Source organism: Candidatus Microthrix subdominans (genome assembly GCA_016719385.1).
GTDB classification, from domain to species: Bacteria; Actinomycetota; Acidimicrobiia; order Acidimicrobiales; family Microtrichaceae; genus Microthrix; species Microthrix subdominans.
Window position 1 is genome coordinate 74742 of record JADJZA010000001.1, and the last position, 14226, is coordinate 88967.

General features: G+C 66.9%; 12 protein-coding genes, 3 tRNA genes and 1 pseudogene. 13 read left to right on the forward strand and 3 right to left on the reverse strand.

From position 1 onward, the window contains the following. The first annotated feature begins 421 nt into the window (after positions 1–421). The 10 genes and pseudogenes from IPN02_00400 (at position 422) to IPN02_00445 (ending at position 8426) form a co-directional block, all read left to right on the forward strand. Positions 422–577, forward strand: a complete 156-nt coding sequence (locus IPN02_00400) for a hypothetical protein (GenBank protein MBK9295347.1) — start codon at positions 422–424, stop codon at positions 575–577. Between the two features lie 425 nt (positions 578–1002). Continuing rightward, the gene (locus tag IPN02_00405; GenBank protein ID MBK9295348.1) at positions 1003–1452 is read left to right on the forward strand and encodes a hypothetical protein; all 450 of its coding nucleotides are present in this window, start codon (positions 1003–1005) and stop codon (positions 1450–1452) included. Continuing rightward, positions 1449–2231: an ATP-binding protein gene (locus IPN02_00410; GenBank protein MBK9295349.1), complete on the forward strand. Its 783-nt coding sequence runs from the start codon at positions 1449–1451 to the stop codon at positions 2229–2231. Before IPN02_00405 ends, IPN02_00410 begins: the two co-directional genes overlap by 4 nt. A gap of 173 nt (positions 2232–2404) precedes the next feature. Beyond that, positions 2405–4249 carry a molybdopterin-dependent oxidoreductase gene (locus IPN02_00415; protein ID MBK9295350.1) on the forward strand — a complete coding sequence of 615 codons (1845 nt, stop codon included), beginning with the start codon at positions 2405–2407 and terminating at the stop codon, positions 4247–4249. A 44-nt stretch (positions 4250–4293) separates the two neighbouring features. Further along, positions 4294–4932: pseudogene (locus IPN02_00420) on the forward strand (fasciclin domain-containing protein). A 678-nt stretch (positions 4933–5610) separates the two neighbouring features. Beyond that, a complete protein-coding gene (locus IPN02_00425; GenBank protein MBK9295351.1) occupies positions 5611–7017 on the forward strand; it encodes an NAD-dependent malic enzyme in 1407 nt (468 codons plus the stop codon). 34 nt (positions 7018–7051) lie between these two features. After that, a complete protein-coding gene (locus IPN02_00430; GenBank protein ID MBK9295352.1) occupies positions 7052–7750 on the forward strand; it encodes an HAD family hydrolase in 699 nt (232 codons plus the stop codon). A 157-nt stretch (positions 7751–7907) separates the two neighbouring features. Next, a tRNA-Glu gene (locus IPN02_00435) sits at positions 7908–7980 on the forward strand. 236 nt (positions 7981–8216) lie between these two features. After that, a tRNA-Asp gene (locus tag IPN02_00440) sits at positions 8217–8294 on the forward strand. Between the two features lie 56 nt (positions 8295–8350). Next, a tRNA-Phe gene (locus IPN02_00445) sits at positions 8351–8426 on the forward strand. A 114-nt stretch (positions 8427–8540) separates the two neighbouring features. On the opposite strand, the gene IPN02_00450 is transcribed toward IPN02_00445, so the two are convergent. Genes IPN02_00450 through IPN02_00460 form a run of 3 tightly spaced genes read right to left on the reverse strand, consistent with a single transcriptional unit; the run spans position 8541 to position 10839 of the window. Beyond that, positions 8541–9509 carry a DUF2017 family protein gene (locus IPN02_00450; protein ID MBK9295353.1) on the reverse strand — a complete coding sequence of 323 codons (969 nt, stop codon included), beginning with the start codon at positions 9507–9509 and terminating at the stop codon, positions 8541–8543. Continuing rightward, positions 9506–9799, reverse strand: coding sequence for an ATP-dependent Clp protease adapter ClpS (gene clpS, locus IPN02_00455; GenBank protein ID MBK9295354.1), 294 nt, complete (start codon positions 9797–9799; stop codon positions 9506–9508). The genes IPN02_00450 and clpS overlap by 4 nt, the downstream gene beginning before the upstream one ends. Then, positions 9796–10839 (reverse strand): heme A synthase, encoded by a 1044-nt coding sequence (locus IPN02_00460; GenBank protein MBK9295355.1) that lies wholly within the window; start codon positions 10837–10839, stop codon positions 9796–9798. Before IPN02_00460 ends, clpS begins: the two co-directional genes overlap by 4 nt. A 91-nt stretch (positions 10840–10930) precedes the next feature. On the opposite strand from IPN02_00460, the gene IPN02_00465 reads away from it, so the two are divergent. The 3 genes from IPN02_00465 (at position 10931) to IPN02_00475 (ending at position 14226) form a co-directional block, all read left to right on the forward strand. Beyond that, entirely contained in the window at positions 10931–11872 is a 942-nt protein-coding gene (locus tag IPN02_00465) for a protoheme IX farnesyltransferase (protein ID MBK9295356.1), read from the forward strand. Between the two features lie 147 nt (positions 11873–12019). Next, positions 12020–13651: a cbb3-type cytochrome c oxidase subunit I gene (locus IPN02_00470; GenBank protein ID MBK9295357.1), complete on the forward strand. Its 1632-nt coding sequence runs from the start codon at positions 12020–12022 to the stop codon at positions 13649–13651. Beyond that, positions 13648–14226, forward strand: coding sequence for a cytochrome c oxidase subunit 3 (locus IPN02_00475; protein MBK9295358.1), 579 nt, complete (start codon positions 13648–13650; stop codon positions 14224–14226). Before IPN02_00470 ends, IPN02_00475 begins: the two co-directional genes overlap by 4 nt.

The following is a 14226-nucleotide window of genomic DNA, read 5'->3' on the forward strand; positions in this document are numbered from 1 at the left end:
GCCGGATCGCAGAGATGGTCCGGTGACCGGAAAACGGTCACCAAGATGGTGAGGATCGCGGAGGCCCGGGGCTGGTCCGCACCGACAGCCCGGAGCGTTTGACCGACGATTTTGTGGGTGCGGTGATGGTCGAGTTGGCGCCGGCCCGGCGGATCGTCACGGCGAGTCGTGGGCGGCGCTCGCCGAGCATCGAGACAGGCTGAAGGGCTGGCGGGACGGCCGGGTGCCGGCGAAGAAGATGGTCAGTTGTTGGGCCGGCAGGGGTGGTGGTCCCGGAGCGGACGTTGAACCGTTTCCTGGCTGCCGAGTTCGGGTCACCGGCGGTCGACGGTCCCGGTTGTTGATGGTGAGCCGGGTGGGTTGCAGGTCGATTTCGGTGAGTTGGGCCGCATGTTCGACGGGAGACCGGCAAAGGAGGCGGGTGTGGGCGCTGGTGTTCACCGCCGGTGTGTGCGTCACACCTTGTGTGGTTGTCGTTCCCAGAACCTTGCCGGTGATCGACGGGTGCGAGGCGGCATGGGTGTTCTTCGGTGGGGTGTTCAAGGTGCTGGTGCCGGACAACTGGCGACGGTGGTGACGAAAGCCGGCGCTCGACCCGGTGTTGAACGTGGCGTTCGTCGAATACGCCCAGTCGCGGGGTTCCTGATCGACCCGGCCGGGTGCGCACCCCAGGACAAGGGGCGTGTTGAGCAGGCGGTCCAGTTCGTGAGACCTCGTTTTGGGCGGGTGAGGACTTCGGCTGTTTGGCCGGGCGCAGACCGCAGCAGGCGTGGTGTGCCTCTCGGGCGGGGCTGGCACCCATGGGACCCCAGGCGCAGCCGGCGGTGATGTTCGCCGACATCGAAGCACCAGCACTCCTTCCAGCGCCGGAGGAGCGTTACGACCTGCCGATCTACCGGACCGGAAAGTCGCCCGGGCCACCACATCTCGGTCGGCAGTCGCTCTCTCGGTTCCCGGGACCTGATCGGCACCACCGTCGATGTTCGGGCTGACAAGGTGTTGGTGAAGATTTTCGCCGCCGGACAGTTGGTGAAATGCCATCCCCGCCAGAAACCCGGGGCGAGGGTGACGGACCCGGCCGACCTGCCATCTGAGCGCACCGACTACGCAATGCGTGACATCGAATCGCAACGCCGTCAGGCCTACCGGCGTGGCGAGTCGATCGGCGCATTCACCGATGTGATCTTGGACGGCCCGCTGCCATGGACCCGGATGCGCCACGTCTACAAACTGTTCCGGACCTGTGACCGCTACGGCAACGACCGGGTCAACACTGCCTGTGAACGAGCGGTCGACGCAGGCGCGACGTCGGTGACCACGATCGTTGGAATGGTCGAGCGGGCGTTGGAGGCCGAACAGGCGACGGCCGAGCCGCCGCCACCGGACAACGTGATCGTTGGCCGGTTCGCCGACGCCTCCCACTTCGCCACCGGACGGGAGGTCACACGATGAGCCCCACCAGCACCCTGACCCCGTCGATCACCCCCGAACTGACCGCAACACTGCGCCGGCTGAAACTCGGTCAACTGATCGACACGCTCCCCGAACGGCTGGCGTTGGCCAAGTCCTCGAAGATGTCTTATGCCGAGTTCCTCCAGCTGTTGTTGGCCGACGAAGTGTCCCGCCGTGACACCACCTCGGCGGCCCGAAAAGCCAAAGCCGCCGGGCTCGATCAGCGGATGCGCCTGGAGCACTGGGACGCCACCGCGAACGTCACCTACAACCAGGCGATCCTCGACGAACTCGCCAGCCTCCGGTTTGTTGACGCCGGCCAGAACGCTTTGATCATCGGACCGGTCGGTGTCGGCAAAACGTTCCTCGCCGTCGCCCTCGGGCACACCGCCATCCGGCGGGGGAAATCGGTCCATTTCGAACGGTCCGACCGGCTGTTCAAACGGCTCCGGATCGCGAGGCTCGACAACACCCTCGACGTCGAGCTCCGCAAACTCCTCCGCGTCGATCTACTGATCATCGACGACTATGCGCTCACCGCCTCCGACGCATCAGCGACCAACGACTTCTACGACCTGGTCGTCGAACGACACCGGCGAGCATCCACGGTCATCACCTCAAACAGGGACCCGTCTGAATGGTTGGCTCTCCTCGCCGACCAGCTCCTCGCCCAATCAGCGATCGACCGGTTCGCGTCCGCCGCGTTCGAACTCGTCATCGACGGGGAAAGCTACCGGGACCGACAGAAACCCCGGCTCACACCACCGCCTGCCGACTAACGACCGGCACCCTCCCCGCTTCCACCGATGATGCCTGTCAGCACCTGCTGGCAGGCATCATCGCGTCACCATACGGTGACAGTCGATGGACCGAACCGAACGACTCCGCGCCGACGCTCTCACTGCCACCACCGACGCGGTCGCCGCGAAGAAGGCCGCCCAACAAGCTCTCGATGCCGCCGTCGCACGGGCGCTCCACTGGGGCGCTTCCTGGGCCAACATCGGTGCTGCTCTCGGCACCACTCGCCAGGTCGCGCACCGCCGCTACCGACACCACCGCTGGGACCCCGACACCCAAACCGTCTGGACCGAACCACCCCTCCCGCTCACCCGGAACTGACCCGCCCGGCGAGGCCATCGAACACCCCAGCCGCCCTTCGCAGCACACCCGCACGCAGTCCCGCGACGGCCGCCGGGGCAACCATCATCACCCCGCCGACCTCAACGACCCCTCACAAGTGGTCCCATGCAGCTGGCGCAGCCCTGGTCCCTATCAACTGGCGCATGACAGATTAGTCGCCGGCGCAGCCTCCGGTTTGATCGCAGCGGGCGCCGCACTCGGCGTCGCCGAGCTGATCGCAGCGTTCTTTCCCTCGGTGCAGTCCCCGGTGCTGTCCGTGGGCAACGTCGTCGTCGACAACGTGCCCAGCTGGGCCAAAGACTTCGCCATCCGGACGTTCGGCGAGAACGACAAGACGGCGCTGATCATCGGCACGACGATCTTTCTGTTCCTCTTCGCCGCCGTGATCGGCGTGATCACCACCAAGCGGCGCATCGCCGCACCGATCGGTGCCGCCCTCTTCGGCCTCGTCGGTGCGGCTTCGGCATTGACCCGGGTTGGTGCCGGCCCGCTCGCCGTCGTTCCCAGCATCGTCGGGGGGATCGTGGCATGGCTGGTCATGGACCTGCTGCTGTGGCCGCCCCAGGCGGCCGACAAGGTTTCCGAGTCCACCGACCGCCGTCGCTTTCTGGTCGGCTCCTCCCTCGTCGTCGCTGGTGCGGCCGCGGCCGGTGGTCTCGGGAGGGTGTTGTCCGGGGTGTTCAAGGTGTCGACCAACCGGGACGACATTGCACTCCCAGCGCCCGCTGATCCGGCCGTCACGCTGCCCTCGGGCGTCGACCCCGACATTGAGGGTCTCACCCCGTTTATCACTCCAGTCGACAAGTTCTATCGGGTCGATACCGCCCTCGAGGTCCCCCGGGTGAACGGCGACGACTGGGAACTCAAGGTGCAGGGCATGGTTGACGAGGAGCGCAGCTACTCCCTCGCCGATCTACTCGACCGCAAGCTGGTGGAGCGCACCATCACGTTGGTGTGCGTCTCCAATCAGGTGGGCGGCACCTATGCCAGCACCGCCAAGTGGTTGGGTGTCCCCCTCGCCGAGATCCTCGACGAGGCGGGCGTTCAGGACGGCGCCGACCAGCTGCTCAGCCGCTCGGTCGACAACTTCACCGCCGGAACCCCGATCGAGACAATCTACGACGGCCGCGACGCCCTGCTGGTCGTCGGCATGAACGGCGAACCTCTCCCGATCGAGCGGGGATTCCCAGCTCGGCTGATCGTTCCCGGCCTGTACGGCTTTGTGTCGGCCACTAAGTGGTTGGCCGAACTGAACGTGACCACCTTCGCCGACGAGCAGGCCTACTGGCGCAAGCGTGACTGGGCTGAGCAGGCCCCCATCAAGACGTTCAGCCGCATCGACCGCCCCGGCGGTCTCGGCGACAAGGTTGAAGCCGGCATGGTGGCGGTGGCCGGCGTCGCTTGGGACCCTCACGTCGGGATCGACAAGGTCGAGCTCAAGATCGATGACGGGAAATGGGTCCAAGCCGACCTCGCCCCCGTTCCCTCCGCTGACACCTGGGTCCAGTGGTCCTACGGCTGGAAAGCCGTCCCAGGCAGTCACAACATCGTCGTCCGGGCAACCAATGCCGATGGCGAAACCCAGACGTCCGACCGGGTCATGCCCATCCCCGATGGTGCAACCGGCTGGCAAAAGATCGTGGTGAACGTGACATGAACGTCCGCCGCGTCCACAAAAATCCCTGCGAAAGGAACCCAATCATGCGTTTCAACACCAAGCCCCGTAAGGCCATCGTCGCATTCGGACTGGTCGGCACATTGATTCTTGCTGGCTGCTCCGATGACGACTCCACCACGTCGGCGTCCGAGACCACCTCGGCATCCGCCGACACGACCGCCGCCGGGTCGGCATCCGCTGCATTCTCCGAGGACAACTTTGGCCCCGGTTGCGCCGACGTGCCAGCGGAAGGCGAGGCCGGCAGCTTCGATGCGATGGCCCAGGATCCGGTGGCTACGGCTGCGTCGACCAACCCGCTACTGTCCACCCTGGTCACCGCGGTTGACGCCGCCGGCCTGGTCGACACGCTGAACTCGGCCGAAGCCCTCACCGTGTTTGCCCCGGCGAACTCGGCGTTCGAGGCCATCCCCAAAGAGACCCTCGACACGCTGCTTGCCGATCCGACCGGCGATCTCGCCACGATCCTCCAGGTGCACGTGGTCGAAGGCAAGATGAGCGCCGACGACCTCATCGACGCCGGCACCGTCACGAGCCTCGAGGGCAGCGAGCTGAAGATCAGCGCCGAAGACGACACGATGATGGTCAACGACGCCAGCGTGGTCTGCGGCAACGTGCAGACCGCCAACGCCACCGTCTTCATCATCGACTCGGTCCTGATGCCCGGGGATGCCGGTGCTGAGGCTGGCGGCGAAGAGGCCTCGGCGTACTCCGAGGACAACTTCGGCCCTGCCTGCGCCGATGTGCCAGCAGACGGCTCCGGCAGTTTCGAGGGCATGGCTGCGGATCCCGTGGCCACCGCTGCGTCGAACAACCCGGCGCTGTCCACCCTGGTCACCGCGGTTGACGCCGCCGGCCTGGTCGACACGCTGAACTCCGAGGAGGCACTCACCGTGTTCGCCCCGGCCAACTCGGCCTTCGAGGCCATCCCCAAGGAGACCCTCGACACGCTGCTGGCCGACCCGACCGGTGATCTCGCCACGATCCTCAAGGTGCACGTGGTCGCTGGCAAGATGAGCGCCGACGAGCTGATCAAGGCCGGCAAGGCCACGAGCCTGCAGGGCACCGAGCTGAAGATCACCGCCGACGGCGACACGATGAAGGTCGACGACGCCAGTGTGGTCTGCGGCAACGTGCAGACCGCCAACGCCACCGTCTTCATCATCGACTCGGTCCTGATGCCGGCGAAGTAGTCACCGTCCTCCCAACGAAATGGTTGGGATGGTGCACGCGTCGATGCCGGAGGCCGCAAGGTCTCCGGCATTGGCGCGTCCGGAGGGAAAACCCCCCCCTGCGATGGTCGACTTCCGTGGCACCTCGCCCGTGCAAGTAGCGTGAGAAAAATGGCTGACACTCCCACACCCGCCTATTCGCTGCGCATTCGCGTCCGCATGGAAAACCGACCCGGCATGCTGGGACGGCTGGCCATGGCGATCGGGGAGGTCGGCGCCAACATCGCAGCCCTCGATGGCTTCGAGGTGAAGACCTCCCACCTGGTGCAGAACGCCGTCGTGTACTGCTCGGGGGAGGCCCATCAGAAGGAGGTGCTCGAGGCGGTCAACGCCATCGACGGCATCGTGGTGCTCGAGTGGTCCGACCAGGTTTTCGACCTGCACGAGGGCGGCAAGATCGAGCTGAGGTCGCTGTCGGAGCTGCGCGACATCGACGACCTGTCGATGGCTTACACCCCTGGCGTGGCCCGGGTCTGTATGGAGATTTCGAAGAACCCGATGCGCGCCCACGACCTGACGATCAAGGCCAACACGGTGGCGATCGTCTCCGACGGCACCGCCGTCCTCGGCCTGGGCGACATCGGCCCCGAGGCCGCCATGCCGGTGATGGAGGGCAAGGCGCTGCTGTTCAAGCACTTCGCCGGGGTGGATGCCTTCCCGATCTGCCTCGACACCAAAGACCCCGCCGAGATCATCGAGACGGTGGCCCGGCTGGCGCCGACCTTTGGCGGCATCAACCTGGAGGACATCGCCGCCCCCGGCGCCTTTGAGATCGAGGCGGCGCTGGTCGAGCGCCTCGACATCCCCGTGTTCCACGACGATCAGCACGGCACCGCCATCGTCACCCTGGCCGCGCTGGACAACGCTCTGCGAATCGTCGGCAAGCGCATGGATGATCTGAAGATCGTCGTGTCCGGGGTTGGGGCCGCCGGGGTTGCGGTGTCCAAGATCCTGATGGAGGCCGGCGTCTCCAACGTGATCGGGGTCGACTCTCAAGGTGCGGTGCACACCGGCCGGGAGAACTTGAACCCGTCCAAGAGGTGGTTCGCCGAGCACACCAACCCGGAGGCGCTCGCCGGCAGCCTCACCGACGTCATGGGTGGCGCCGACGTGTTCATCGGGCTCTCCGCCCCGAACGTGTTGACCCGCGAGGACGTGCTGAGCATGAAGGCGGACCCGATTGTGTTCGCCATGGCCAACCCCGACCCGGAGATCCGGCCCGAGTTGATCGCCGACATCGCAGCGGTGATCGCCACCGGCCGCTCGGACTTTCCCAACCAGATCAACAACGTGTTGGCGTTCCCCGGAGTGTTCCGTGGGGCGCTCGACGCCAGGGCCACGGAGATCACGTCTGGCATGAACCTGGCGGCCGCCCACGCCATCGCCACGGTCGTTGGCGACGACCTGGCCGCCGACCACATCATCCCCTCGGTGTTCGACACGAGGGTCGCCGATCGCGTGGCGGCAGCGGTGAGCGCGGCGGCGCGCAGTGAAGGGGTGGTGCGAGATCGCGCCTGAAGCTGTTCGGGCTGGCCGTCCACCGTTGCGGGCGGTGACCTATGACTTCTGGAACACCCTGATCGGGGAGCACCATTCGCCGTCGGATCAGCGGGTTGACCGGGTGATGGTGGCCCTCGCTTCGGTCGAGGCCGACGTCGCCAGGGAGGCGCTGCTGGCCGCCACCGCCGCAGCGGAGGACTTCTACGAGGTTCGCTGGCGGGAGAACCGTCCGTTTTCGCCCGAGGAATGGTCGGCCCAGGTGCTCGGCGAGTTGTCGATCGATGACCCGTCCGCCCACGATGCAGTTGCCGCTGAGCTTCGCCGAGGCCTGTCCGTCACCGAGCGGACGCTGGCCCCGAACGCCGAAGCCACGCTCCGCACCTTGAGTGACGCCGGGATCAAGCTGGGCATCGTCTGTGACGTCGGCATCACGCCGTCGGTGACGTTGCGGGGCTACCTCGAGCACTTTGACGTACTGAAGTACTTCGACCACTGGTCGTTCTCCGATGACGTCGGCGTGTACAAGCCCGACCCCCGAATCTTCACGCACGCTCTCGAGGGGCTCGGCGTGGAGCCTGTCGAGGCGGCCCACGTCGGGGATCTGCGTCGCACCGACGTGGCTGGTGCTCTGGGCATGGGTATCACGTCGGTGCGGTATCGCCACTGGCGCGACGATGTCACCGAGGCGCCCGAGGCCGAGGTGCTCCTCGACGACCACACCAACCTGCCCGGCATCCTCGGCGTCGCCTGAACAAGGACTCCTCAGCTGCGTCGCCGAGCTACATCGCTCCAGCGGCTGCGGTGGAACTCGGAAGCCGAAATCGAGACCACCCACCGTGCGGTTCACGGCGCCGGCTACCGGACGGGGGCCGGGCGAAGCTATGATCGGCCGTTCCCGCGCGGGACTGGCCCCCATCGTCCAGCGGCCTAGGACACCGCCCTTTCAAGGCGGCAACACGGGTTCGAATCCCGTTGGGGGTGCTCACCGTCGTCGGGATCCCTGGTAGTGCGCCTCTGCTCGCTGGGTCGTGGATGGGGGTGCCCGTCGAGCCCTCGTCGAGGACCATCGAAGCGAGATTCGGTGTCTCAACGCCTGACCGAGGAGACCACGACGTCGCACTGATTTTGGCAGCTGCGCTGTCAACTGGCGGAGGGCAGGTGGGGATCGGGTAGAGTGTCGTCTCCCGAGCGGGCCTGGCTCGTTTGGGATAAGTGCTGGTCCCGTGGTGCAGTTTGGAGTGCACGCCGGCCTGTCAAGCCGGAGGTCGCGGGTTCAAATCCCGTCGGGACCGCCACCACAGTTACCGGATCCGAGGGCCTTTCGGCCCCCGGGACCGGCTTCTGTGGTTACGGTCGGGTAGCTCAGTTGGTAGAGCGGTCGCCTGAAAAGCGATAGGTCACCGGATCGACGCCGGTCCCGACCACCAGATGACAAGGCGGGCCGAACCTCCGGGTTCGGCCCGCTTCGCGTCTCGTTCGCTGTGGAGCGCTGCGTCCGTTGTTCAACCTGCGTTCGCAGTGTCAGAGCTGCGTTCGCAGTGTCAGAGCTGCGTTCGCAGTGCGAGGACGGCCTCATGCACCAAATTGCCGAGCACGGCGTAGGTGCGCCAGGCGGGAAACGTGGCCGACCAGGGCGCCGGCGGCGCCTGCTCGTCGTCGGTGATGTCCAGTTCGGCTGCCATCACCAGGCGCACATCGTTGAGGGTGCGCATCCACACAGCCAGGGTTTCCGCGTCGATCTCGCGGTCCTCGAGGGAGGCCTGAACCCGTTCGAGCGCCGAGCTGCGCGTCGCGGTCAGGTCGACCTTGGTCAGCGAAGAGAATTCGGCGGAACGAGCCGCTGATGCGTCGTCGCCGTCGCCATAACCGGGCGGATACAACGGTGCCAGCGACGGCCCGTCCTCGGACAGCCGCTGGTGCTGTTCGGCGAGGACCCTGCGCAGCAGGGCACGTTCACCTCTTCGCAGCCGCACCCGGAACCGGGAGTCTCCCACCGGATGAAATCGTCTCCACATTGCTCGATGGACCTCCTCGCCGGTACGGCGTAACCAGGCGCTCTGTTGGGTGACCGCCGACTCGTCGGTGGCCTCGGCGACGATGGCGGCGATCACCGCACCGTCGTGGGTGGCGCCGAGCAGCCTGGCCAGATCGTCCCCGGCCAACGGCCGGTCGTCGGCCAGTTCGACCACGACCCCCAACGCGTTGGCCAGGACGGCGATCAGCTGGGCATGTTCGAAGCGTTCGCCGCCGCCAGGGTTCTGATGCGACAGTTCGGGCAGGGCTTCGGTCAGGCGGAGCGCCAGCGCACCGGCGGCGGCGGCCAGCCGACGGGGCACCTGCTCTTCGCCCGCCCACGAGCTCCAGGCCAGGGTGGTTCCGGGCGCCACCTCGGAAACGTCGGAGTCGTCGGCGTCGTCCTCGGACCCGTCACCGTGCTGGGTGTCGTCGAGGGCGAGCACCGGCACGAACCACGGCTCATCGGTGTCTGGCGGGCCGCCCGGCGTAGTCACTTGTCGTGTTCCATCGTCGCCCACAGCCCATGTTCGTGCAGGCGCAGAACATCGAGCTCGCAGCGCTCCCGGGTGCCGGTGGCCACTGTGGCCCGGCCGAGTTGGTGGACATCGAGCATCAGCTTGGTCGCCTTCTCCTTGGAGAAGCCGAAGAGGCTCTGAAAGACGAACGTCACGTACTCCATCAAGTTGACCGGGTCGTTCCACACGATCACCACCCATGGCCGGTCAAGATCGAACGACTCGTCCACCTCGACGCGTTCAAGGGTGTCCGGAGCGGACGTGGTCATGTCGCCTCCGGGGCGTGAAAGGCGGGGCCGGGGGTTAAGAGTGCCGTTCGGGTGATTGCCACGACCAGGAGGGTGACCCCGACGATGTGGGCGGCCACCAACACCGGCGGCACTCCCAGCGCGTACTGGGTGTAGCCGACGGCGCCCTGGGCGAGGGTCAACAACACGATCACCTGCGTGCGGAAAATCGTCGGCCCGTCCTTGCTGCGGGCTGCTTCAAACGCCAGCCACACCACCGCGCCGACCAGCAACCAAGCGGTGGCCGAGTGCACACGCACCACCGATGAGATGTTGAAACCGAACCGTGGGGCGTTCGCGTCGCCGGCGTGCGGCCCGGTTCCCGTGGCAATAGGGCCGGTCACCAGCACGGCCAACAGCGCACCGCCCGCCGCCCAGGTCGCCGCGGTGACCCGCGGAAAGGCGCCGACCGGCTTGGGCATCGGGCCGCCGGCGTCGTCGAGCGATCCGGCGCGCACATGAAGCACGGTGGCCGACCAGACGAGCACCATCGAGATGAGAAAGTGACCGATGACCACGGCCGGGTTGAGGTCGGTGAGCACCGTGACGCCGCCCCACACGATCTGGGCGACCACGCCGGCGACCAGCGACCATGCCCACAGGGTGAGGTTGCGCCGGTAGGGCCGCCGACGCAGAGCGCCGAGAACCGCAGCGATGACGGCGACCGAGACGGCGCCGGTGAAGAGGCGGTTGGCCTGCTCAATGCCCTTGGCCCCCGACAGCTCCCCGATCACCTCGGTATCGGAGCACCGCGGCCAGTCCTCGCAGCCCAGGCCTGACCCGGTCAGGCGCACGGCTGCACCGGTGAGCACGATGATGCCGAGCAGGAGCAGCGCAGCGAAGGTGAACCGCCGATAGGCCCGGGGGCTGACCGGTTGGCGAATGAGCGCCGCGACTTGCTGAGCAACGCGACGGAGGCGGTGGTCGGCATCAGGTGCTGCATCACCCTTCCGGGCCATAGCGCCGTCGGATCCCTGTCCGATCGGGGGCGACGGTGTCGGAGAAATCGGCCCTGGGTTCACGGCGATCAGGCTAGTGCTGGGTGGTGTGAGCTCCAGCGCTGACGCATCGTTGCTTGGCCACCGGCCGTCCTGGGGGCGTACCCTTCGGACCATGCGGACGGCCAGCACCCTCACCAACCATGCGCCGTCGGGCAACGGTGCGGCCAGCGCCACCGGCTGGAGAGCGGTGGCGGCCTATGTGGCGCTCACCAAGCCCCGCATCATCGAGCTGCTGCTCATCGAGACCGTGCCGGTGATGATCGTTGCCCAGCGGGGCCTGCCATCGCTGTGGCTGATCCTGGCCACGGTCGTCGGCGGCACGCTGTCGGCGGGTGGCGCCAATGCCGTCAACATGTATATCGACCGCGACATCGACGCCAAGATGGAGCGCACGGTCAATCGCCCGTTGGTGACCGGGGCGGTGACGCCTCGCAATGCGCTGGTTTTCGCACTGGTGATCGAGGTGATCGCCATCGCCCTGCTGTGGTTTGCGGTCAACCCCCTGAGCGCCCTCCTGGCGTTCGCGTCCTTCGCCTTCTATGTCGGCATCTACTCGATGTGGCTCAAGCGGCGGTACAGCTCCAACATCGTGATCGGCGGTGCCGCCGGGGCCGGCCCGGTACTGATCGGCTGGGCGGCCGTCACCGGATCGCTCGGCTGGGCACCCTGGCTGATGTTCCTGCTGATCTTCCTGTGGACACCGCCCCACTTCTGGGCGCTGGCGGTCAAGTACCGCGAGGACTACGCATCGGTCAACGTGCCGATGCTGCCGTCGGTGGCCAGCTTGAACACCACCGCCCGCAAGATCCTGGGTTACACGCTGGCGCTGGTCGCCGTGTCGCTCGTGCTGGCCCCGGTCGCCGACCTGGGTTGGGTCTACCTGGCCGCAGCTGTGATCAGTGGAGCGGTGTTCCTCTGGTCTGCGGTGGCCGTGCTGCGGTCCCCAACACCCGCCACGGCGATGCGGCTCTTCGGCTGGTCGATCACCTACATCACCGTGCTGTTCGGGGCGATGGCCGTCGACCAGCTCGCCGGGTTCGCCTGGCCGCTATGAGGCAACCACGTTGGGCTGGCCCCGGGACAGCGCACGGTTTTCCACCCTCCGCCCCACCGGGAGTAGTGTCGTGTCGTCCGCGCTGCCGGATGCAGCACGGATGTACGCCGCTGAGCGATCTTTCTGACGTCGAGGTAGGGAACGGATATGGCAGTAACCGAATCTACGGTTGAGGCGCCCCCTGCCGCACCGGCTGAACTTGGCCCGGCGGATCGGGATGGTTTCATTTCGTCGGCGCAGGCCGAGCTGACGGCGATCGAGCGCTTCATCGGCACGGTCGACCACAAACAGCTTGGGCGTCGCTACACCGTGACCGCCTTGGTGGTCACCGCTGTGGGCTTCATCGTTCGTGCCCTCGGGTGGGCCGGCGCCAACGGTGGCGACGCCCTGCTGGGCGACTGGTCGCTCCAGGTGCGCGAGTCGGCCGATATTGCCGTCGTCGTGCTCGGCGTGCTCGCACTGATCGTCGGCATCGCCGTGTACGTCGTACCGCTGCAGATCGGTGCCCGCGGTATCTCCTTCCCCCGCCTGGTAGCGCTGTCGTACTACTCCTGGCTGGTGTCGACCGTGCTGTTCGCCGCCTCGATGCTCGGCGATGGCGGCATCGGTGGAAATTCCCTCGAGATGGGCCGGTTGGGCGTGTTTGCGCTCATCGCCGGTGCGGTGTCGATCCTCGGCGGCATGATCGCCGTGATGACCACGGTGCTGACGCTCCGTGCCCCGGGCATGAGCCTGGCACGCACCCCCATGTTCGCCTTCTCAATGCTGGTTTCGGGAGCCCTGTGGCTGGCGACGGTGCCGGCGATCGTGGCGGTCGGCGTGCTGATGCAGGCCAATCGCTCCAATGCCGGGGCGATCAAAATGGATTCGGTCGACAACCTGCGCTTCCTCGGCTGGCAGCCGACGGTCTGGATCCTCGCCATCCCGGTCATCGGGCTTGCCGTCGACATCGTCCCGGTCGCCACCGGCAGCCGGCTGATGCAGCGCTTCGCCTTCCGCGGGCTGCTGGTCATCCTTGGCGTCGCCTCCTTCGGGGTGTGGGCGGTCGACCCCGCCCTGAGCTTCAACACGTTCGTGTGGATCGCCTTCTCCGGCTTGGCGCTGTTGGCGGTGCTGGCCAGCCTTGGGGGCCTGCTTCCCGAGCTCCGTCGCCTGGACGGGGCACCGTCGGCCCCCGGCGCCCTGATCGGTTCGCTGGCGGCGTTGGCGCTGCTGACGCTGGCCGGCATCCTCGGTGGCCTGGCAGCGGTCAACACCATCGGCAGCGGCGAGGACGGCCTGTTGGGCCTTCCCGCCATCAACGGCCTGATCAGCGCACAATCCAACGTCATCCTGGGAGCATCGGTCGTCGGGCTGCTGACCGCCCTGGCCTTCTGGGGGGTCAAGTTCACCGGAACCCTTCCCGCCATGGGTGCAGCTGCCGGCTTGGCCCTGCTCGCCGGGTTGGGTGCAGTGATCGCCGGTGCCGGTGGCGTCGTCGACGCCATCGCTTCGATCGACGGTGGAACGGGTTCCGGTGAGTTGGCCGCTTGGCTGATCGCCGCCGGCTCGATCGTGCTCGCCCTCAGCCTGCTCGGTGCGGCGGGCGTTCTGATCGTTGGGCTGCGCGCCGGCGAGACCGGTCCCGCCGACCCGTTTGACGGACACACCCTGGAGTGGCTGACCGCGTCACCGCCGTCCACCATGAATTTCGATGACGAGTTGCCCGAGGTGACGTCCGCCTCGCCGCTGCTGGATGCGCGTGAGAAGGCAGCGGACGTCGAAGGGAGCGACCGATGAGTTCCATTCCCGCCGAGCTGGCGCCACCTGTCCTGCCCAAGCGTCGCCAGACGGTGATCGGCGCGGCGCTTGCGGCCGGTTCATCCGCCATGTTGGTGGTCATCCTGTTGGGTAACTACCTGGAGATCCGGTCGGCGTCGGACAACTTCTTTGATGGCGTGTCGATGCCGCTCACCCAGCCCAACGTGATGTTCTGGGGTCTCGGCCTGTCGGTGTTGTCGATGCAATGGGCGGTCTGGGCGATCGCCCGGGACGAACGGTCTCAGGCCTACTGGGCGATTGGGATCACGGCGTTGCTGGGGCTGGCATTCCTCAACAGCACCTGGTACCTCCTGGCCCAGAGCGACCTGGCGGTCGGCACCCAGCCCGAGGCCGGTGCCACTTTTGCGGTGGTCGGCGCCCACGTGGCGATGACGATCGCCGGTCTGCTCATGCTGGCGGTGATGGCGTTCCGGACGTTCGCCGGACAGTTCTCGAGCCGCTACCCCGACGGTTGGTCGGCGACGGCGGTCTATTGGCACACCATGGTCGGCGTGTTCGTACTCGTTTGGTACGCCGTCTACATCACCAAGTGA

What these genes read in the sequence shown, in the direction of transcription:
- IPN02_00470 (MBK9295357.1), top strand. Translation starts at nt 12,020, where the DNA reads ATGGCAGTAACCGAATCTACGGTTGAGGCGCCCCCTGCCGCACCGGCT.
- IPN02_00415 (MBK9295350.1), top strand. Translation starts at nt 2,405, where the DNA reads ATGCCGCCGTCGCACGGGCGCTCCACTGGGGCGCTTCCTGGGCCAACA.
- IPN02_00410 (MBK9295349.1), top strand. Translation starts at nt 1,449, where the DNA reads ATGAGCCCCACCAGCACCCTGACCCCGTCGATCACCCCCGAACTGACC.
- IPN02_00465 (MBK9295356.1), top strand. Translation starts at nt 10,931, where the DNA reads ATGCGGACGGCCAGCACCCTCACCAACCATGCGCCGTCGGGCAACGGT.
- clpS (MBK9295354.1), bottom strand. Translation starts at nt 9,799, where the DNA reads ATGACCACGTCCGCTCCGGACACCCTTGAACGCGTCGAGGTGGACGAG.
- IPN02_00425 (MBK9295351.1), top strand. Translation starts at nt 5,611, where the DNA reads ATGGCTGACACTCCCACACCCGCCTATTCGCTGCGCATTCGCGTCCGC.
- IPN02_00475 (MBK9295358.1), top strand. Translation starts at nt 13,648, where the DNA reads ATGAGTTCCATTCCCGCCGAGCTGGCGCCACCTGTCCTGCCCAAGCGT.